Genomic DNA, 18,607 nt, shown 5'->3' on the forward strand with positions numbered 1-18,607 from the left:
GACAACCCTGCCGTCAGGATGATCTGCGGCGGCGAGCGCGCAGTCGCCTAGCCGGTGGGCCCCGGCGCCCCCGTCGTGAGCCAGGCCAGGTCGTTGTACGCCGTGTCATTCGAGTGATCGTGGCCACACTCGAAGTGGTCGGCACGGATGCTAACGGCAACTGCTTCGATCTTCGCGCGGATCGCATCAAGGAGTTCAGCGTCAACCGCCTCATTTAGATGGTCGCCCTTCTCGTCAAGATTGAGCACCTGGATCCGATCCGCGGACTCCCCCGTCAGCTCCTGGTATCCGAGCGCATACACGCTTAGCTGATCGCGGGTTGTCGCTGTCTTTTGCGCGTCTTCTGTGGACTTGAAGTCAACGATTGACACTTCGTCCGTCTCGAGCCTCTTGATGAGGTCCACTCGCCCGTCAACCGTGACGCCCGGCGCGACGACCACCTCGATCTGCTTCTCTGAGTGAACGGTACGCGTGAGATCCTCCCCGTGGTCATCGAAGTAGTTGTTCAGCGCCTTCACGGCAGCCCGACGCAACTGTTCGCGCAGCGCCGGGTATGCGTACGGCGTGTGGAGGTGGCGGTCAACGAGGTCCTCGGCTTCTGCCTTGGTGGGAACGTCTCCGGCAAGCGCGCGCTTGTGCATCTCAGCGAGTGCGTCGTGGAGCCCCTTGCCATAGCCCAGCGCCTCATGGATTGGCGGATTGAACCCGTACATGAATCGCAACTTGAACTGGTACGGGCATTCCAGCAGGTACTTCAGCTCGGAGAACGAGATGGCGATTGCCGGAGTCTCCGTCTTCGGCACTGGTGTGAGCCGTTCCACCGCAGGCAAACCCGGGTCGGCCGTGAGCACCCAGTCGGAGCCGGATGCATCGCGGAAGAAGTCGGACTGGCGTCGCGCCTGCTGGTTCGACGCGATGGGTGCCCACGACATGTAGAGGTACTTCTGCGCGCGCGTGACTGCGACATAGAACAGCCGAGTCTCTTCCGACAAGCCACCGCGGTATCGAGGGCCGTTCGGGACGGCCTCGATCGGCACGACGTGGAAGACATTCAAGCCGCCGCTTGCGCGAATGGGGAAGCGGTTCTTCCGCAGGCAGGGCACGAACACGGCTGGCCACTGCATTCCCTTTGCCCGATGGACCGTCGTGATCGTGACCGCGTCAGGGGTGGCGAATCCCACGTCCTCGCCCGCCTCCTCGTAGTACGCCGGCGCCTGTCGATCGTCTGTGATGAACCGGACGAATCCCTCGTACTTGCGCTGCGGGTCGGATGCAAAGTTGATCGCCTCGAAGTCCGAGATCACCTGTGAGAACTTCCCGAGCTGATACATCACCAGCTCCGCTCGCGCGGGCGAGCCCGGGATCGTCGCTTCGCGGACATCCATTGCCTCGAGAACGTCCAGGTAGAGACGCTGCACGTTATAGGTGCCCCACCGGTCGCCGCGACTGAAGTCAGAGCCTTCCTCGAGAATTCGGATACCGCGCGCCAACAGCTCGGGCGATCCAAGAATATCGGCCCGTCCAAACAGGCTCCCCAGCGTGGCTTCATCGATCTCACCGACCATGAACTGGAACATTCCAACGAGTGCTTCGATCTCCGGCGCATCGAACAGCCGCGCGAGTCCCTTAATGATGTAGGGGATTCCGCGGCGTCGGAACTCGTCAACCAGAGGTTCGGCGTCCTTGACGGTGCGATAGAGCACGGCGCAGTCCGACCAGGACAGTCCTCGCGATGCCGCATCAGGTGTGTCGGTGAACGGCATCCCCCGCAGGGCTTCGACGCGATCGACAATCCATGCGGCCTCTTCCTCGGGATTCGCGAACTCGAGGGCGAGCATGTCTCCGCGCTCCCAAGTCTGGTGCGATGCGTACTCCATCGCCTTCGGGAGTCGCTCATTGGGTGGGAGCCACTCAGCGACGGCACGGCCCAGACGAACGACGCCCTTCGAGGAACGGAAGTTGTCGGCGAGAGCGATCGTACGCACGTCGTCGTGCCGGTCGGCAAAGGTGAGGATGTTCGAGACCTCGGACCCACGCCACTGGTAGATCGTCTGGTCATCATCGCCGACGACGCAGAGGTTGGCGCCCCACCGAATGAGCCCGGCGATGAGCTTCTCTTGGAGGGGGTTCACATCCTGGTACTCGTCCACGACGACGTACTTGATGTCCTCACGAATGTGCCGAAGCAGCTCCCGCTCTGGGGTGGAGAGGTCGGGGTCATCTGGATCTGACTCGAGGAATGCGACAGCGGTAGCAATCATCGCCGTGTAGTCGAAGTACTTCCGCCGTGCCAGCAGGTCTGTATACGAATACAAGCTGCTGGCGACCCCGTCTGGCACGAGGTCGAAGTCGACCTCATCCTCCTGGAGGATTGAAAGCACCTGCATGTACAGTTTCGAGTCTGCGTAGCGCCAGAGCGTAGGTCGGCTCGGGGCGGTCGTGGGACATGTCGTGAGCCCTGATTTCGTCGACTCGCGGTCAATCAGCAGACGCTGCGTGATGTCCGTGAGGACTCCGTACTTGAACGCTTCAGGCACGTAGGTCTGCAGCAGGTTGAGAGCGAACCCGTGCATCGTGCCGACATACATCTCTGCTATCCCCGCCAGCTCACCGTGTTCGTCGTGAACGATGCGGTGGATACGCTCTTTCAGCTCAGCCGCGGCCTTCTCCGTGAAGGTGAACGCAATCACGTTCCCCGGCCGCGCACCCGGGAGCCCAAGGATCCGCGAGATTCGCTGCGAGATCACCTGCGTCTTTCCTGAGCCTGCACAGGCGATGAGCTGGAGCGGAACGGTGAGCTCATCGATGGCGGCTTGTTGGGCCGGTGTATATGCGGGCATAACCGGGAGGCTACCGTCGACCAGCGACGCCGGCCACCTGCCCGGGGTCCTTCGTGGCTCGCTCATCCTTGGTCATCAAGCGGGTCCTCATATTCCTGCGGCTCATCTTCAAGCGTCGGCGACTCCGCTTCACGCGCATCGGCCGTTTCAGCATCGTGGAGAGCGTTCCAGTACGGGATGAACGCGAGCTTGAGGGCGAACCACCAGAGATAGACGCCCGCCGAGCTATGGACAATCGAATCATCGACCAAGCCGTGGGCGACATCATTACGCAGGTTCGGCCCGATCGGCCCGCACAGGAGTGCGCGGATCTCGAAGGTGATGTCGGGGCCAAACAGGTCGACGGTGCGGGCGTTCTTCATGAGGGCTGACAGACCGAGTTCGTTCTCTACGCCATCGCTGTCGATTGCGCTCGTCCGTTCGCCCGAGTTCGCGAGGTGATACCGCACCACCGCCTCAACGCGCGGCGCAAGGAGATGGACCGCAGAGGCGAAGTCACCCTCGTAGCCCTGAAGAAGGCCACGCGCATACAGCGCTTCTTGACCTGGCGGGACGAGGGAACTCCCGTGCGTGATTGCCTCGAAGTCCTGAAGTCTCAGGTGGTGTTCACTCGTGAGTTGCATCCACGCGCGAGGAATCAGTGATCCCCCAAGCAGGCCGATTCGAAACTGATAGTCCTGAACCATGTGGCGCCATACTGGACCCTTCTCGCCGAACACCTCGTCATCGTCATCGCCGTCGGACCGAAACACGGTTCTGCCATCACGGTCGAAGTGCCGAACCGGGAAGAGCGCAGTCAGAGGATGCTCCACAAGAGTGTGTTCTGCACTGGCCCTGGTGGCCTCGTATCGAGCGAACGACTGAATCTCTGCGAACCGTCTGAGTGCCTCAAGTGCCTCCTGGCCGGATAGATGATCGACAAGGCCTTGCACCAGCTCTGACAGGTCGCCGCTCTCGCTCCGAAAAGTCTGCATCTCACTGATCGCAGAGGCTCCGGCCTCCCGGATTCGGCTCGCGAGGTTGCCAGCAAGCTCACCTGCTCCAAGTCGATCCCGCGCGGAACGCGGAATCGTTCGCAGCTTCTATAGCGCTTCCTCAAGGTGGGCAACGGCGACTATTCCGCCGCGTCCGCCTACCTGCGCTGCGTCATCCGCGTCCGAAACCAGGCTCTCGACGACCCGGAACGTAGCATCTTCAGCCGCCACAGCGTCTCCAGCTCGGCTAAACCACTGTGCTGCCTCTTCCAAGGTGTTGCGAGCGGCAAATGAATTGGGAGCGTCGGTGACCGCCATCAGGCGAACGGCTATGTCGTGCGCGGCAGGCCTTCCAAGACTGTGCTTCCGGAGCATCCGAGCGACCAGGACGACGAGGTGGCCATCGGGGCTCGTGAGCGCCGCATCCACAAGCATCTGCTCGAGTGCATCCCGTTCAACCTGCGTAGCTGAGCCGAATCGCACCGCAACAACAACGCCGCGCTCCCATTGGTCATGGGCGTGAATGATCGAACCCGCCGTCAGCCCGTTCTCAACGAGCGCCCGCACCTGCGCCGCATGGCGCTGGGGACGTAGAGATCGGTCTCCATGCAGTGCGAGCACGTCGAGGACTCGACTGCGGAACACGTGCTCTGGGAGCGCATCCACCACGGCAGCCAAGATGAGCAGGTCCTGCTTCGTGAGGTCTCCCGGGATCGCCGTTCTCTGACCGTCCGCAAGCACGATCATCGGGCCATACGGGGTCTGAAAATCGTCAGGTCGCGGCCAGAACGACGCCACCATCGCCAAGAGGTTCGCGAGGTAACGTTCATCGTCGCCGTCCTCCGAGCCTGCCAACGAGCGGAGGCGGCTATCCAAACCAGTCAGGCCTGTGTCGGTCGGTGCGAGTGCGTCCTGGAAACTCGTCGTTTCAAGGATCTTCAACCACGGCGCCCCGCCCTCGACCTCTGCCACGGTCACGACACCTCCAGGACCTTCATGACCTCGTCGCCATAGTCGTTGATGACTTTGATCGCGATCTTGCCAGTCGAGGGCGTGTCGAACGGCACAGACACCGGGCGATATAGAGTCGCCCACGCATCGGGATCGATATCGGCCTTGAGCGCTGTCTTCAGCGCCTTGTACGGATCATTGTCGCCGAGGAAGTAGGCGTGGCGGACGAAGAAACTCTCGCCGTCGTAGTCGGTGTCGATCATCCAGAGCGCGATCTCGCTTGTTGAGTTCGAGCGCACTTCTCCTGAGGTCGGGTCGTAGACATCAACGCCGCGCACCTCTACCTCCCACTGAGGCCCGGAAGCACGCAAGACAAGATCGGGCTCCCCAAACACGGTGAAGAGGTTCGCTTTGTCCGTGTTCCTGAGTTCATCACCCATTAGCAGGTCGGCGTTCATCCGCACCACGAGGACTCTTACGCGGCCCAGGTCCCGCACTCCGGCGACAACTGCGAAGCCCTCCTCGTCCGTCTCGACACCCAACTGCGGATCGAAAGCAAAACCAAGAACGGCGACAACAGGCGCCCCCGCATCGACGGCCTCACGTGCGGCTTGCTTGATGAAGCCAGCAGAAACGGTGCCATACTGCGGGCCGATTGCGATCGCGATGGACTCATCGGAATTCTCCTGAACACCGAGAGCCTGGACGTAGGCGCCGGGGAAGCCCTCAAGCGAGGAGAACACGAGACGCTCGGCCTTGCGGCCGTTCTGAATACCCGCAACCCGCAGGTTTGCAAGGATTGACTGCTCGAACGGCGGCGAATCTGCGTCCATCGCTCCCGGCCTAAGTTCATCGGCATCCTCGAAGGACAGACTTCGATGCGGTGACAACGACTCAACCGTGAACGGTCCCGCGACCCGCACCTTGCGCGAGTCCTCGAGCGGGCGGTCGTAAAGGAGCTCGAAGTCAGCATGTTTCTTGACCGCCGCCTCGATCTCATCGCGAGCCATGCCTTCATGGATATCAGGGTTGTTTGCGATAGACCCGAGGGTGATCCGTTGAATCTTCTCGTAGACGAACCCCTGTCGCAGGTCACCCGCTGTATATTTCGGCGTGAGTTGCTCCGCCCTGCGTCCCTCATCACTATCCGCGAGCAAATAGAACGGGTACCGAGCAGCGGCAACTCGCTGCCGCGCGAGCGCGAGCGCCACTCGCGACGTATCGATCGTGATCCAACGACGCCCCCACTGCTCAGCGACGAACGCGGTGGTACCGGATCCACATGTAGGGTCCAGGACCAAATCGCCGGGGTCTGTCGTGAGGAGCATGCATCGTTCGATCACTTTGGAGCCGGTCTGAACGACATAGATCTTGTCATCCGTAAAATTACCAGTCGCGGTGTCGGTCCATGTGTTGTTGTAGGGCTGATATCCGAAATCATCCGCGTAACGCACATAGCGGATACTGTTTGACGCAACGTGGATCCGGTTCGCCCAGGCAAGTCTTTCCATACCCGCGGGGTAGTTTGCCTTCCAATGGGCCGAGGCCCCAGGGAGGTAGCGCCTTCCTCGGTGCTCAAAAGGCTGCGGAGACGACGACGCGCCCTGAGACTGCATGTCCCCTGGGGTGTACGGCCGCGCTCCTGGCGGAAGGAGCGTCGGATCAATGCGCTCCTGCCTGCTGATACCCCGGCGGGACCCATCGGGAAGTTCGACCCAGTTGTAAGCCTGCCTCTCAGTCGCCTTTCGCCAGAGCGGCCTCGACTTGAGCTGGTCTATGTTCTTTGCATACCAAAGGACATAGTCGCCGGCGCGACCGAGCGCGGTCGCCTGCGCGAAGCCGCTCGTGCTCGCGAACTTGATCTGGCTCACAAAGTTGCCAGCACCGAAAGTCTCGTCAAGTAGCGAACGCACAAGATGTACGTTCTCGTCCCCAATCTGCACGAACACGCTGCCGCTGTCCGTAAGTAGTTCGCGCGCCGCCATCAAGCGGTCGCGGAGGTACGCCAGGTAGGAGTGGATACCGAGTTGCCACGTGTCGCGGAACGCCTTGATTTGCTCAGCCTCGCGGGCCGCATCAGTCATGTTCCCGTCGCGTACATTTCGACTATCGGTTCGCACCTGCCAGTTCGAACCGAACTTGATGCCGTACGGCGGGTCGATGTAGACCATCTGCACTTTGCCTCGTAGTGCCTCGCGCTGAGCGAGTGAGCCCATGACTCGGAGGCTATCGCCGAGAATCATTCGGTTCTTCCATGACTCCTCATGGCGGTAGAACTCGACGTTCTCTAGGCCCTTTAGTTCGTCGAAGTCGTCGAAGTCGAACAGGCTCGGGAGGTCATCCGACCGGCGAGCGCTCGACTGTCTCGTGAGGTTCTCTATCAGGGCTTGAGGGGCGATCTTCTCCTCAATGTAGATGGGAGGGGCATCAATGATGAGGTCGCCATCGTCCTGCTCGTCCTTGCCCTTCCACACCAGTTGAGGGTCAAGGTCGACGTTGCGTGGATAACGCTTTGGGGGGAGCGCCTCCTTCACTTCGTCGTAGAAGGTCGCCGCAGCATCCGCTGTCGGAATGTTGGACCGCTTGTCGTCGTGGTCGTATGCGGTGACCTGGGTCGGGCCCTTGGGCGGGCGGGGGCGTGCCATCAGACTCCCTCGAAGATGTAGCGGGACAGCAGGTCAGGGTCTCCGACGATCGGGCGATCAGCGATGTGGTCGGTGATCGCCTGGCGGAGCACGTGCTCCGCGTCGTCGACCCCAGCCTTGCCGAGTTCCAGGTAGCCCCAGCGGCCGAACGCGCCGTGATTGTTGACGGAGGTGCACCACATGTTGCGGGCTGTGTCGGCTTTCGCTTTGGTCGAGCCGGGGCTTTTCTGGCTACCGGAGACCTCGACGATAAGCGTGCGGGGGAAGTCCTCGCCGTCCACGGGAGCGAGGCGGAGCAGGAAGTCGGGCAGGTAGCGGTGGCTGCGGCCCTGGTGGACGTATGGGATCTCGAACCCGAGGTGGTCGTTCTTCGCGTAGCTCGTCAGCAACCCATCGCGCGCAAGCGTCTCGCATACCTGCGCGACGCGCTTCTCCCACGAGTTGCCGTCCTTGCCGTCGAGGGTGACGTGCGAGACATGCGAGAGCGTGGTCTCGAAGGTCTTCTTGCGGGTGTCGAACCAGACGGCCCCAGTGCTGTGGGTGTGCTCGCCGAATGCAAGGATCGGCCTCATCAGCGGTCGGCGCTGAGAGTCGTCCAGGCGCGCGATCGCGTGACCGATGGCCTGCGCGGCGAGCTCTTGCGGCTCCGCGAGCGTCAGGAATCCGATCGTGTAGCCGGACTCGACATGCACCTTGTGTCGGAGCCAGTCGCGGGCGAAATCGACGAGCTGTGGGAACAGCCATGGTCGGTGATCGTCTGCGTCAGGGAACAGCCAACGCAGTGTGCGTTTGGCGATGCCGAAGGCGACCTCCTGCTCGCGTGCTTCCTTGATCCCTTCGATCCGCTCGCTCTGCCCGACGATGCCGGCCGCTTCTACCCAGCTGGGGACGGTGTTCCCGTTGATCACGACGCCATCGGCTGCGTCCAGGTCGAAGATCAGCGGAGCATCGGGCAGCTCGACCCGGTACCCGGAGAGCACCGGGAACTCGATCTGTAGGTGGGCTCGGTCTTCCAGCGCCTGCACCCGGATGCTCGGCTCCGGAGGCTTCGGCGGGTCGAGCGGCTTGTCGCTCGGGATGAACGAAAACGGGATGCCGTACACGTTGGCGTACTCCGGCGGGAACAAACCTGTCTCGGGGTCGGCCGCGTAGGACCGGCGGCGGAGCCCACGGCCGACGACCTGCTCGCACAGGAGCTGAGATCCGAACGCGCGCACCCCGAGGATGTGGGTGACGGTGTTCGCATCCCAGCCCTCCGTGAGCATCGCCACCGAGACGACGCAACGAACCTGCTCGCCGAGCTTCTCCCCGCTTGCCGACGGTGTTCATCACCTCGCGAAGCAGGTCGGAGTCATCGAGCTTGTCGACATCCGCCCCAGGGTTCGACTTGCGGTAAGCCTGTTTGAATGCGTCGATCTCCTCGGCCGCGGCCATCTTGAAGTCATCCTTCATGCCCTCACCGGACTCGAGCTGCTTGGAATCGACGACGATCGTGCGCGGGATGGCGAAGGGCTGGTCGCTCTCGACGTTGCTGAACAAAGGGAGATTGCCCTTGACGTGCCGCGTCTGCTCGCCGTCTGCCACCTCATAGCCGGCGATCCAGTCGTAGACCAGCTTGGAGACGAGCGTGTTCGGTGTGACGACGATCATCACCGGTGGCGGCTCGTCCAGCGGCTTGAGCCGTTCTTCCCAATCCTCATATGCCGCTTCGTAGGACTTGTAGAGAGACCGGATGCCGCCCTCCAGCACCGCAGGCATGTTCCAGGTGCCGGGCGCCGGCAATGCCGAGAGCGCCACCCGCTTGGGCCAGGACGGGTCATCCTTCACCTGGTCGTAGAGGTGGAGGTAGGTGACGAGGTCTGCCTGCGCGTTGTCGTCGATGGGCAGACGCGGCACCTTCACGATTCCGGACTCGATGGCATCCATGAGGCCGAAGTCGCTGACGACCCACGGGAAGATCGAGCCTTCGCCATAGCCGCTGCCCTTTAGGTAGAAGGGTGTGGCGGACAGGTCGTAGATCGTCTTGATGCCGTCCTTGCCCCTGTTGCCATAGCGGCGGATGTCGACGAGCCCCTTGAACCAGACGCGGGCGTCTTCGTTCGCTTCTTTGGTGTCCGCGTCGAGCTTCTCGTCGAGGTCCTTCGGCTGGTAGCAGTGGTGTGCCTCGTCGTTGAAGACGACGATCTCGCCCTTGTCGCGGCCGAGCTTGTCGAGCACGCGCGTGACCACCATTTGCGGCGTCTCGGTGAATGCGCCCTGGTCGGGCTTACCTGCCAGAAGCAGCTTGCGCGTGTTCGCGCTGATGCCCTTCCCTGCGCTCGTGGTACGTGCCGTGAACTGGTGGTAGTTGATGATGTGGACGTCAGCCTGATTGAGCTGGGCTCGCAGATCCTGGGGCACGACTCCGCGTAGATCGAAGTAGTTCACGTCTCGCGGTTCGGTGGGCTGGAGTACTCGAAGTCGGTCCTTGATCGTGATTCCGGGAGCGACGATCAGGAACCGCTTCACGAACCGCGAGTCCTGTGGCGAGTTCACCTTATTCAATGTGTGCCAGGCGATGAGCATCGCCATCACGATGGTCTTGCCAGCGCCTGTCGCCATCTTGAGTGCTACGCGCGGGAGATTGGCGTTGTGCTCGGCATTGGCGTCCGCGAGAGTGTCACGCCAGTCGATACCGGCGAGGCTCGAGCGGTCGTACTTGTCACGTCCGACGACCTCAGCGAGGTAGATCGCTGTCTCGGCCGCTTCACGCTGAGCGAAGAGGATGCGGTCCTCGCGCGTGGGGTCGGACCAGTGCAGCAGCAGCTTGCGGCTGATGGCCGTGACGCCCGGGTAGTTCTGGCGGCGCCAGTCGCGGAGCGCATCGCGGAGCTGGTCGATCTTGTCGTTGCGTTCGACTCGCTCGTCGGTGAGGTTTGAGAAATCGAGGGTCGGCTGCGGTGAAGCCTTTGCCTTTCCCGCGCCTCGCTTCGGCTTCGGGATGGGGATGAAGAACTCGCTCGGACGCCGCGTCTCGATGACATTCCCCGTGGGACCGCTCGGACCCATCTCGAAGTGTCGCGCGGGCTCGTCATACGCGGAATTCAGCACCGGATTGGACAGCGCTGCGCTGACGTCGGACACTGAACCTCCTAGCCAGGCGTCGCCCACCACGGCACCGTTCTCACATACTGCCGTATTCATCGACATCGACGTCGGACCTACAGGCCCCCCTGTTCAGCTGTCGAGCACCCTATCGGTCGACTGGCGTGCGGCGCCGGTCTCACTCTGGGCGGCGCTTATCGCGGCGGGGCCGGTGGTTGGGCGCCGAGTGTCGCTCGCATCATGGGAAACCATGGTGCGCGATTGGTCGGCGTTCGGCACGCCGAATCGGGAGCGAGCTATATGTGCGCCGCGGAGCCAGCGGCGTGATTCGAGTGGCCCTGCCGGGGGACGGTGCTCCTGCACGCGTCCGCCTGCGACGTGCTGCCGTTCGCGGGCGAGGGCACCGTCAGTGAAGTGGATGACAAGCGGTGCACTCTCGAGGTGGGGCCATGGTCGTTAGGTGCGCTCGCCGCGTCGTTCGGGCGGTTCGAGGTGGCGATCGAGGTCGTCGAGCCCGTGGAGTTGCAGCGCCGCTCGCGGTGCAGGCGGCGCGCTCCTCGGCGGCGGGCCCTTCCGCAGAAGAGTCCCGGCGACGAAGCTAAAGGCATGCCCCAACCTCTCCGCTATGGCATCAACGTCTCCCTCGACGGGTGCGTCCACCACGAGGCGGGCCTGCCGCCGGACGCCGAGTCGATGGCGTTCTGGACCGACGAGCTGCGCCGCTCCGACACACTCCTGTACGGGCGCGTCACGTACGAGTTGATGGAGGGCGCGTGGCGGCGACCCGCGTCGGGACAGTGGCCGGACTGGATGGATACCAGTGAGGTCGCTTTCGCGGAGGTGATGGATCCGATGCGGAAGGTCGTGGCATCCACCGCCCTCGATGCCGTGGACTGGAACGCCGAACTCCTCCGCGGCGATGTCGTCGACGGGGTGCGGCGGCTCAAGGCGCAGCCGGGGCGGGGGATCTCGCTCGGCGGCGTGCGACTGCCAATCGCGCTCGCCGCGGCGGGGCTCATCGACGAGTACACGTTCGTCGTGCATCCGGTGATCGCCGGTCGCGGGCCGCGGCTGCTCAACGGCGTAAAGCTGACGCTCGAGCTGATCGAGCGGCGCGAGTTCCGCTCCGGCGTCACGGTGCAGCGGTACCGGCCGGCGGCGTAGCGGTGCCCCGCGCGGAGTGGCCGCGCGAGGCCCTGGCATCCCGTTTCGCTAGTAGGTCACTCCGCGGCGACCGACACACTCCACGTCACGCCGAACCGGTCGGTCAGCATCCCGAACCCGGCGCTCCACGCCGATGCCGCGAGGGGCTCGACGATCGTGGCATCCACCGCCAGGGCATCCCAGTAGCCCCGCAGCTCGTCGAGCGTGGGCGAACTGATCGAGACGAACAGCGCCTGGTCGGTGATCGTCGTGTTGTTCTCGCGGCGGGTGGAGCCGCCGCCGGCGATGCCGCCCTCGGTCTGGCCGGGGATGTCGTACCCCATGAGGCGGAACCCGTTCTCGGCGGCGACGAGGCCGAACACGACCTTGTCGGCCCCGGGGATCTCGGCCGGCATCCCGAAATCGGCGTACGTGTTCACGACGGAGTGCCCGCCGAAGACGGACTGGTAGAACTCCAACGCCGCGCGCGCGTCGCCGCGGAAGTTCAGGTGAGGGGTGGTCTGCACGGACATGTCTGCTCCTTGGGTCTCGGGCCGGGTCGGCTCGTGCCACGACCCTCGCAGCCGTATAGGGCGGTTTCTGTCCTAGACCGCAAATACCCTGGATGCCATGACCACGACATCGCGGCTGCTCACCCTGCTGTCGCTGTTGCAGACGCGGCGCGACTGGCCGGGGTCGCTGCTCGCCTCGCGGCTCGGCATCACCGACCGCACGGTGCGTCGCGACATCGATCGCCTCCGCGAGATGGGGTACCGCATCGAGGCCACGATGGGTCCGGACGGCGGGTACCGTCTCGACTCCGGCGCCGAGCTGCCCCCGCTGCTCTTCGACGACGACCAGGCGCTCGCCGTGGCGATCGCGCTGCGCACCGCCCCGGCTCTCGGCCCGGGCATCGGCGAGGCGGCGATCCGCGCGCTCGCAACGATGCGTCAGGTCATGCCCTCACGCCTGCGGCACCGCCTCGACACCCTCGAGGTCACGACGGTCGCGCGGCCGGGGGAGGTGGCATCCACGGGAATCTCTCTCGACGTGCTCGTGACGCTCGCGCAGGCGATCCGCGACCGGGTGACGCTGCGGTTCGACCACGGCGGCACGCTGCGGCGGGCGGAGCCGCACCACCTCGCCGTCGCGGACGGTCGGTGGTACCTCGTCGCGTGGGATCTCGACCGCGACGACTGGCGCATCTTCCGGGTCGATGGCATCCATCCGCGCATCCCGCACGGCGCCCCCTTCACCCCGCGCACGGTGCCCGGCGGTGACGTCGACGCGTTCGTCTCGGCCCGATTCAAGGGAGCGGATGCCAACGCCTGGCCGTGCCGCGGGACGGTTCTGCTGCACCTCCCGGCGCGTGAGGTGTCGCCTTTCGCCGGCGACGGGACCGTTACGGCGGTCGACGAGGGAAGCTGCACGCTGGAGGCGGGGTCGTGGTCGTGGGGAGCGCTCGCCGCATCGTTCGGGCGGTTCGAGGCCGAGATGGAGGTCGTGGGGCCGCCGGAGTTGGCGGAGGCGTTCGGGGTGGTGGCGGGGCGGTATGCGCGGGCGGGTGGAGCCGCCTAGGCCTCCAGCCCGACGGCCTTTCGGGCGGCAGCCAGGCGATCGGCGAACGGCCGCAGCCGGGCCTTCCGCAGGTTCTCTTTCGCGATCCAGCGTGCGTCGGTGTCGTCCGAGGCGGCGAGTTGTTGGAGCAGGGGGATGCCGGCATCCGGAGAGCCGACCGTGACGACGCTGATCGCGTAGCCGAGCGCCGCGCGGAGGACCCGCACGTCGTCCTCGCGACGGCGGTCCGCGGGCGTGGCGAGCAGCGCGTTCGTCGCTTGCCGGATCACCTCGAACGCCTGCGTCGCGTGGGAGGCGTCGCGCAGGAGACGCGGCTCGGCCACGGCGGCAACGGCCGCACGCATCAGCAGGGGGTCGCCCGAGCCGAGCCAGTCGTCGACCGTCTGCATCCCGGCATCCCACCCTTCGGTCAGCACACGCTGCACGCCCGTCGCGGCGAGCTCGCGGACCCGCCAGCGGGGGTCGGAAGCGGCCCGGGTGCGGAGGTCGCGCGCGTTGAGCGCCCCGGCCGCGAGGGCCGCGCACGCGGGGAGGAATTCGGCGGCGCCGTCGGGGACGGTGGCTGTGAAGCGTGCGGGGAGCGTCAGCCAGTCGCCGAGGAGTTCGAGGGCGCGCGGCTGATTCTCGACCGCCGTCGTCGCGACCGTGTCGGCGAACCGCGCCGCGAGCTCGAGGTTGGCGCGCGGCCCGGGGAGGCGGCTGTCCGCGACGAGGGCGAGTTCGAGCGGTGCGCGGGTCCCTGCCAGCGCACTTCGCCAGAGGTCGCTCATGTCGAGCACGATCCGAGTGTACGGATTCGCCCTCGTGCGGCGCCGGTCAGACCGTGCGGATCGTGCCCCCGTCGATCACCATCTCGGTGCCGACGATCCCCGAGGCGCGGTCGGAGACTAGGAAGCCGACGAGGTCGGCGACCTCTTGCGTCTCGGCAAACCTTCCGAGGGGGACGCCGCCGAGCGAGTCCATGACGCGCTGGGCCGCGGCATCCAGGCTGATTCCGTTGGCTTCGGCGATCCGCTCGTAGAAGCCCTGAGTCCCTTCCGTCCGGATGCCACCGGGGCTGATCGCGTTCACGCGCACGCCCTGGGGCGCCAGCTCGGTCGCGAGCCCCTTGCTGTACGTGCGGAGCGCGGCCTTCGCCGCCGCGTAGGGGAGCGTCGACTCCCACTGGGGCATCTGGCGCTGGATCGACGTGAAGTGCAGCACCACTCCCGACCCCTGCGCGATCATGCCGGGGATGAGCGCGCGATCCAGGCGCACCGCGCCCAGGAAGTTCAGCTGCAGCTCGGCGATCCACTTCTCCTCGGGGACGGCCGCGAAGCCGCCCGCCGGAGTAGAGGAGCCGCCCACCACGTGCACGAGGATGTCGACGCCGCCGGCGTTCTGCATCTCGGCGGCGATGCGGTCGGTGCCTTCCTTCGTGGAGGTGTCGGCCGCGATGAACCGGTCGGGGTGGGCATAGCCCTCGGGCATCGAGCGGGCCGACACCCACACGTCGGCGCCCAGTTCGCGCAGGCGCTCGGCGACAGCGTGTCCCGTCCCCTTCGTTCCCCCGCTGACCAGCGTGCGGCGGCCGTCCAGGCGGTCGCGATCCGTGTTCGGCATGCGTGTCTCTTCCCTCGTTCGAATACTGTCCTGCAGGACGGTAGCACGAATGCTGTCCTGTGGGACATGAACGCTCGGGGTTCAGGAGTCGAGAGGGCGCAGGCCTCGCTCCCGCATCCGCTCGCTGGAGGCGATGGCATCCTTCACGAATCTCGACGTCAGGGCGGTGTAGGCGTGGACGTCCTCCGCCGACCACCCGTCGAGGACCTCGGCGATCATCCGGTCGCCGAGCGCGTACACGCCGTGTGCCGCGACTTCTCCGGCCGGGGTGAGGGCGATGAGCGTCGCCCGCCCGTCGGAGGGGTCGGTGGTTCGCTCCACCCACCCGTCGGCTTCGAGCTTCCGGACGATCTTGCTGACGTACGACGCGCCCGTTCCCAGCGCATCGGCGAGAGCGGACGGGCGCATCGGCCCCCAGGCCAGCAGGTGGCGGAGCGTGGCGTGGGCCGGCTGATCGATGGCCTCGCCGCTGCTGGCGAGGATCTCGCCCTGGAATCGGGGGGAGTCCCACAGCAGGATCAGTGCGCTGAGGTTGGCCAGCAGCTCGGAGCGGTACGGGAAGTCGCTCGCGCGCCGCGGGCGCGACGCGTCGAGGTCTGCATCAGTGCCCATGGGTCGATCGTATCGAGCGCCTGCTGTCGTCTGGGACACCATCGGGAATATGTCCTAAGGGACAGGAGTTGGTGTTACTGTCCCACAAGACAGTTTCATCGAGAGGAACCACCATGAGCACCACGCTGCAAGAAACCGAACTTCCCGCCGCCGCCCAGGGCTTCGTGGACGGATGGCAGGGAGGGGATGCCGACAAGGTCGCCACCCTGTTCGCCGGCGACGCCGTCGTCTCCGACCAGGGCGAGACCTTCCGCGGTCTCGACGAGATCCGCGGCTGGATCGACGGGTCCATTCATCTCTTCACGACCACGCTGACCTTCCTCGGGGCGCGCGAGGTCGACGGAATGGTCGGGGCGTCCTACCGTCTCGAGGGCGACTTCCCCGGCGGCGTGGCGGAGCTGGAGTACCAGTTCCACCTCTCCGAGGACGGGAAGATCGAGCGGCTCGATTTCGCTCCGTCGGCGGTCTGAACGGGGCGAGAGGGGGAGGGGCTGCGTCGGCTGGCGCAGCCCTTTGCGCGTGTGCGAGGGCGATGTAGCCGTGGGGTCCGTGACAGAGTGTGAGTTCGCGAGGAGGGGGCGCTGTGGGGAAGCTCGTGAAGATCGGCGTCTGGTTCCTGCCGCCGATCCTCGCCGCGGCCTGGGTTGTCGTGCTCTCCGGGGCGCTCTCGGTGATGGGGACGCTGCGTGGCACGGGTCATCTCGTGGATGCCGCGAGCATCACGCTCGTGTCGGCGTTCTTCGTGGTCCTCGTTCTCGCGATCCTGGCGATCGTCTGGGACGCGCTGCGGACGCCACGGCTCGCGTCGGCGACGAGGGTCACGGCATTCCTCCTCTCGGCGGTGGTCCTCACCGGCGCCGGGGTGCTGATGTCCATCGTGCTGGGTGACTGAGGCGGCGGCATCCATGCCCCGAGGGCGTCGCTTCCACGACTCCCGCCCTCGGCGTAGGGTTTCCGAACCGACACTCCCTCGTCGGTGCGAGGAGGCACGTGACATGTTCGCCGACAACCGATTTCTGACTCTCGGCCTGATGCTCGGCATCCTCGGCCTCGGGATCGGCGTGGGACTCGTCGTCGCCAGCTTCCTGGTCGGGGTGGGGACGGCGATGAGTGCCGCTCTATCCTCATCCGGGACCATCACGATCGTCGTGTTCCTGATTCTCACCACGGTGCTCACCAGCGCGGCGCGACGACAGAAGCCGGTCGGTCACTGACCCTGTGCCCGTGAGCGGGGCCTCGCGCCGATGGCATCCACCATCCGCGCGAGGCCCCGCTGGCGTCTCAGTCCTGGAGGAACGGGTAGTCCGTGTATCCGCGCTCGTCGGGGCCATAGACCGACGCCTGGTCGACCTCGTTCTCGTCGGCGCCGCGCTGCCAGCGCGTGACGAGGTCGGGGTTGGCGATCGCGGGGCGTCCGACGGCGACCAGGTCGGCGATGCCGTCGTCGATCGCCTGCACGGCCTCGTCGCGGGTCGTGACGCGCGAGAAGCCCGTGTTCACGATGAACGTGCCGCCGAAGGCGCGGCGGAGGTCCTGGATCAGCTCGCTCGTCGGGTCGTGGTGCAGCACGCTCAGGTATGCGAGGCCCAGGGGCGCGAGTCCGGCGATGAGCGCCGCGTAGGTGGCGCGGGTCTCGGCGTCATCCTTCTCCCAGACGTCCTGGATGTTGTGGGCGGGAGAGATCCGGATGCCGACACGACCGGCGCCGATCTCGGCGGCCACGGCCTGCGCGACCTCGATGACGAAGCGGGCGCGAGCGTCGGCCGAACCGCCGTAGCCGTCGGTGCGCTGGTTCGACGCGGGGGAGAGGAACTCGTGCAGCAGGTAGCCGTTCGCCGAGTGCAGCTCGACGCCGTCGAAACCGGCATCCACGGCCCGACGGGCGGCGGCGACGAACTCGTCACGCACGGTCGCGAGCTCCTCGGTCTCGAGCGCGTGCGGCACCGGGTAGGCGACCTTCGAGCCGTCGGCCAGGCGGGTCTCGCCCTCGATCGCGATCGCCGAGGGCGCGACGATGCGGTCGGTGCCGGTGATGTCGGTGTGCGAGACGCGCCCGCCGTTCATGAGCTGCATGAAGACCGCTCCGCCCTCGGCGTGCACGGCATCCGCCACCTTCGCCCACCCGGCCGCCTGCGCGTCGGTGACGATGCCCGGCTGACCGGGGTACGCCTTCGACTCGGCGCTCGGGAACACGCCCTCGGTCACCAGCAGACCGATGCTCGCGCGCTGCGCGTAGTAGGTCGCGATGAGGTGTCCGGGAACGCCGTCGGCGCTCGCGCGCAGGCGGGTCATCGGGGCGAGCGAGACGCGGTTGCGGACGTCGACGGCGCCGACGGTGGTGGGGCTGAACAGGCTCACGCGGGTGTCCTTTCGAGGGGGAACGGGGCCGGCAGTTGCCAACTCGAGGCGGGCGGTGGGTATTCCCCACGGGGTCCGGCGCGTCGCGAGGCATCCCCGCGGGCGCGAATCCCTGCTGAGCGGAGCGCGATGTCTTCGCTCGTATGGCACGATCGAGCCACGCCCGAGCTCCGTAAGCGAGCACATCGTGGAGGTGGCTCGGGCGCGCGTCCAGCTGGTGTGGGGTCGGGGCCCGCGCCGTGTTTCGAAGCGGAGCCCGCCGAGGCTCCTGGGCGTGGGTGCGTCGACGGAGATCAACGAGACGGGGGCTCGATGGCAATCGAGATAGTTCCATTCAAGCGGGGCATCGACCGTGACAAGTTCGGGTGCGGGAAGCCTGACCTCGACGAATGGATCCGGCGGTACGCGGGGCAGTCCGAACGCAACGACACGACGCGAACGTTCCTCGCGCTCGAGGACGATGATGAACTCGTCGGGTACTACGCCACGAAAGCCTGCGAACTCGATCTCGACGAGGCCTCGTCCGTCTATGGGGTCGGACGGCGACGGTACCCCGTCCCGGCGATGCTCATCGCCCGCCTCGCTGTGTCGGAGCAGTTCCAGGGGCGGGGCGTAGGGAGCGTCCTGCTGTTCGACGCACTTCACAGACTTGTCGAAGTGTCTCGTTCGATCGGGTTCGAGGTCGTCGTGGTCGACGCCATCGATCACGATGCGTCCGCCTTCTACCGCCGTTTCGGCTTCACGGCGTTCGAGGACGACGACCTGCATCTGTTCCTCACGACGAAGAACCTGAAGTTGACATTCGATTCGATCTGACGCA

Annotated in this window: 15 protein-coding genes and 1 pseudogene; 6 read left to right on the forward strand and 10 right to left on the reverse strand. The window is 65.6% G+C overall.

What is annotated here, in order from left to right:
* Positions 1-47: 47 nt before the first annotated feature.
* From RKD05_RS06380 to RKD05_RS06400, 5 genes and pseudogenes are all read right to left on the reverse strand, one after another.
* The gene (locus RKD05_RS06380) at positions 48-2,906 is read right to left on the reverse strand and encodes an ATP-dependent helicase (protein WP_424708793.1); all 2,859 of its coding nucleotides are present in this window, start codon (positions 2,904-2,906) and stop codon (positions 48-50) included.
* Positions 2,903-3,814, reverse strand: a complete 912-nt coding sequence (locus RKD05_RS06385; protein WP_424708795.1) for a DUF4209 domain-containing protein — start codon at positions 3,812-3,814, stop codon at positions 2,903-2,905. The genes RKD05_RS06380 and RKD05_RS06385 overlap by 4 nt, the downstream gene beginning before the upstream one ends.
* A gap of 108 nt (positions 3,815-3,922) precedes the next feature.
* Entirely contained in the window at positions 3,923-4,792 is an 870-nt protein-coding gene (locus RKD05_RS06390) for a DUF7380 domain-containing protein (RefSeq protein ID WP_424708797.1), read from the reverse strand.
* Entirely contained in the window at positions 4,789-7,410 is a 2,622-nt protein-coding gene (locus RKD05_RS06395; RefSeq protein ID WP_424708799.1) for a site-specific DNA-methyltransferase, read from the reverse strand. Before RKD05_RS06395 ends, RKD05_RS06390 begins: the two co-directional genes overlap by 4 nt.
* Positions 7,410-10,533 (reverse strand): annotated as a pseudogene (locus RKD05_RS06400) (BPTD_3080 family restriction endonuclease). The gene RKD05_RS06395 and the pseudogene RKD05_RS06400 overlap by 1 nt, the downstream one beginning before the upstream one ends.
* A gap of 567 nt (positions 10,534-11,100) precedes the next feature.
* Here RKD05_RS06400 and RKD05_RS06405 point away from each other — a divergent pair.
* A complete protein-coding gene (locus RKD05_RS06405; RefSeq protein WP_424711776.1) occupies positions 11,101-11,658 on the forward strand; it encodes a dihydrofolate reductase family protein in 558 nt (185 codons plus the stop codon).
* A 56-nt stretch (positions 11,659-11,714) separates the two neighbouring features.
* Here RKD05_RS06405 and RKD05_RS06410 read toward each other — a convergent pair whose 3' ends face one another.
* Complete coding sequence (locus tag RKD05_RS06410; protein WP_424708801.1) at positions 11,715-12,170, reverse strand: VOC family protein; 456 nt, start codon at positions 12,168-12,170, stop codon at positions 11,715-11,717.
* A gap of 97 nt (positions 12,171-12,267) precedes the next feature.
* Between RKD05_RS06410 and RKD05_RS06415 the strand changes: the two genes are divergently transcribed.
* Positions 12,268-13,215, forward strand: a complete 948-nt coding sequence (locus tag RKD05_RS06415; protein WP_424708802.1) for a helix-turn-helix transcriptional regulator — start codon at positions 12,268-12,270, stop codon at positions 13,213-13,215.
* Here the strand turns inward: RKD05_RS06415 and RKD05_RS06420 are convergent.
* From RKD05_RS06420 to RKD05_RS06430, 3 genes are all read right to left on the reverse strand, one after another.
* The gene (locus RKD05_RS06420) at positions 13,212-13,985 is read right to left on the reverse strand and encodes a hypothetical protein (RefSeq protein ID WP_424711778.1); all 774 of its coding nucleotides are present in this window, start codon (positions 13,983-13,985) and stop codon (positions 13,212-13,214) included. The genes RKD05_RS06415 and RKD05_RS06420 overlap by 4 nt on opposite strands.
* A gap of 46 nt (positions 13,986-14,031) precedes the next feature.
* Positions 14,032-14,817 (reverse strand): SDR family oxidoreductase, encoded by a 786-nt coding sequence (locus tag RKD05_RS06425; protein WP_424708803.1) that lies wholly within the window; start codon positions 14,815-14,817, stop codon positions 14,032-14,034.
* Positions 14,818-14,898: 81 nt separating this feature from the next.
* Positions 14,899-15,429 carry a MarR family winged helix-turn-helix transcriptional regulator gene (locus RKD05_RS06430; protein ID WP_424708804.1) on the reverse strand — a complete coding sequence of 177 codons (531 nt, stop codon included), beginning with the start codon at positions 15,427-15,429 and terminating at the stop codon, positions 14,899-14,901.
* Positions 15,430-15,542: 113 nt separating this feature from the next.
* On the opposite strand from RKD05_RS06430, the gene RKD05_RS06435 reads away from it, so the two are divergent.
* From RKD05_RS06435 to RKD05_RS06445, 3 genes are all read left to right on the forward strand, one after another.
* A complete protein-coding gene (locus RKD05_RS06435) occupies positions 15,543-15,899 on the forward strand; it encodes a nuclear transport factor 2 family protein (protein WP_424708806.1) in 357 nt (118 codons plus the stop codon).
* 113 nt (positions 15,900-16,012) lie between these two features.
* Positions 16,013-16,321: a hypothetical protein gene (locus RKD05_RS06440; protein ID WP_424708808.1), complete on the forward strand. Its 309-nt coding sequence runs from the start codon at positions 16,013-16,015 to the stop codon at positions 16,319-16,321.
* 103 nt (positions 16,322-16,424) lie between these two features.
* Positions 16,425-16,643 (forward strand): hypothetical protein, encoded by a 219-nt coding sequence (locus RKD05_RS06445; RefSeq protein WP_424708810.1) that lies wholly within the window; start codon positions 16,425-16,427, stop codon positions 16,641-16,643.
* Between the two features lie 67 nt (positions 16,644-16,710).
* Here RKD05_RS06445 and RKD05_RS06450 read toward each other — a convergent pair whose 3' ends face one another.
* A complete protein-coding gene (locus RKD05_RS06450; protein WP_424708811.1) occupies positions 16,711-17,787 on the reverse strand; it encodes an alkene reductase in 1,077 nt (358 codons plus the stop codon).
* A gap of 219 nt (positions 17,788-18,006) precedes the next feature.
* Here RKD05_RS06450 and RKD05_RS06455 point away from each other — a divergent pair, with 219 nt between their 5' ends.
* Positions 18,007-18,603 (forward strand): GNAT family N-acetyltransferase, encoded by a 597-nt coding sequence (locus RKD05_RS06455; protein ID WP_424708813.1) that lies wholly within the window; start codon positions 18,007-18,009, stop codon positions 18,601-18,603.
* Positions 18,604-18,607: the final 4 nt, after the last annotated feature.

Source organism: Microbacterium sp. SLBN-111, assembly GCF_049739645.1.
Lineage (GTDB): Bacteria > Actinomycetota > Actinomycetes > Actinomycetales > Microbacteriaceae > Microbacterium.

Coding starts and splice junctions, on each gene's coding strand:
- RKD05_RS06435 (WP_424708806.1), top strand. CDS start 15,543: ATGAGCACCACGCTGCAAGAAACCGAACTTCCCGCCGCCGCCCAGGGC.
- RKD05_RS06445 (WP_424708810.1), top strand. CDS start 16,425: ATGTTCGCCGACAACCGATTTCTGACTCTCGGCCTGATGCTCGGCATC.
- RKD05_RS06410 (WP_424708801.1), bottom strand. CDS start 12,170: ATGTCCGTGCAGACCACCCCTCACCTGAACTTCCGCGGCGACGCGCGC.
- RKD05_RS06405 (WP_424711776.1), top strand. CDS start 11,101: ATGCCCCAACCTCTCCGCTATGGCATCAACGTCTCCCTCGACGGGTGC.
- RKD05_RS06430 (WP_424708804.1), bottom strand. CDS start 15,429: ATGGGCACTGATGCAGACCTCGACGCGTCGCGCCCGCGGCGCGCGAGC.
- RKD05_RS06380 (WP_424708793.1), bottom strand. CDS start 2,906: ATGAGCGAGCCACGAAGGACCCCGGGCAGGTGGCCGGCGTCGCTGGTC.
- RKD05_RS06385 (WP_424708795.1), bottom strand. CDS start 3,814: ATGCAGACTTTTCGGAGCGAGAGCGGCGACCTGTCAGAGCTGGTGCAA.
- RKD05_RS06415 (WP_424708802.1), top strand. CDS start 12,268: ATGACCACGACATCGCGGCTGCTCACCCTGCTGTCGCTGTTGCAGACG.
- RKD05_RS06420 (WP_424711778.1), bottom strand. CDS start 13,985: ATGAGCGACCTCTGGCGAAGTGCGCTGGCAGGGACCCGCGCACCGCTC.
- RKD05_RS06425 (WP_424708803.1), bottom strand. CDS start 14,817: ATGCCGAACACGGATCGCGACCGCCTGGACGGCCGCCGCACGCTGGTC.
- RKD05_RS06395 (WP_424708799.1), bottom strand. CDS start 7,410: ATGGCACGCCCCCGCCCGCCCAAGGGCCCGACCCAGGTCACCGCATAC.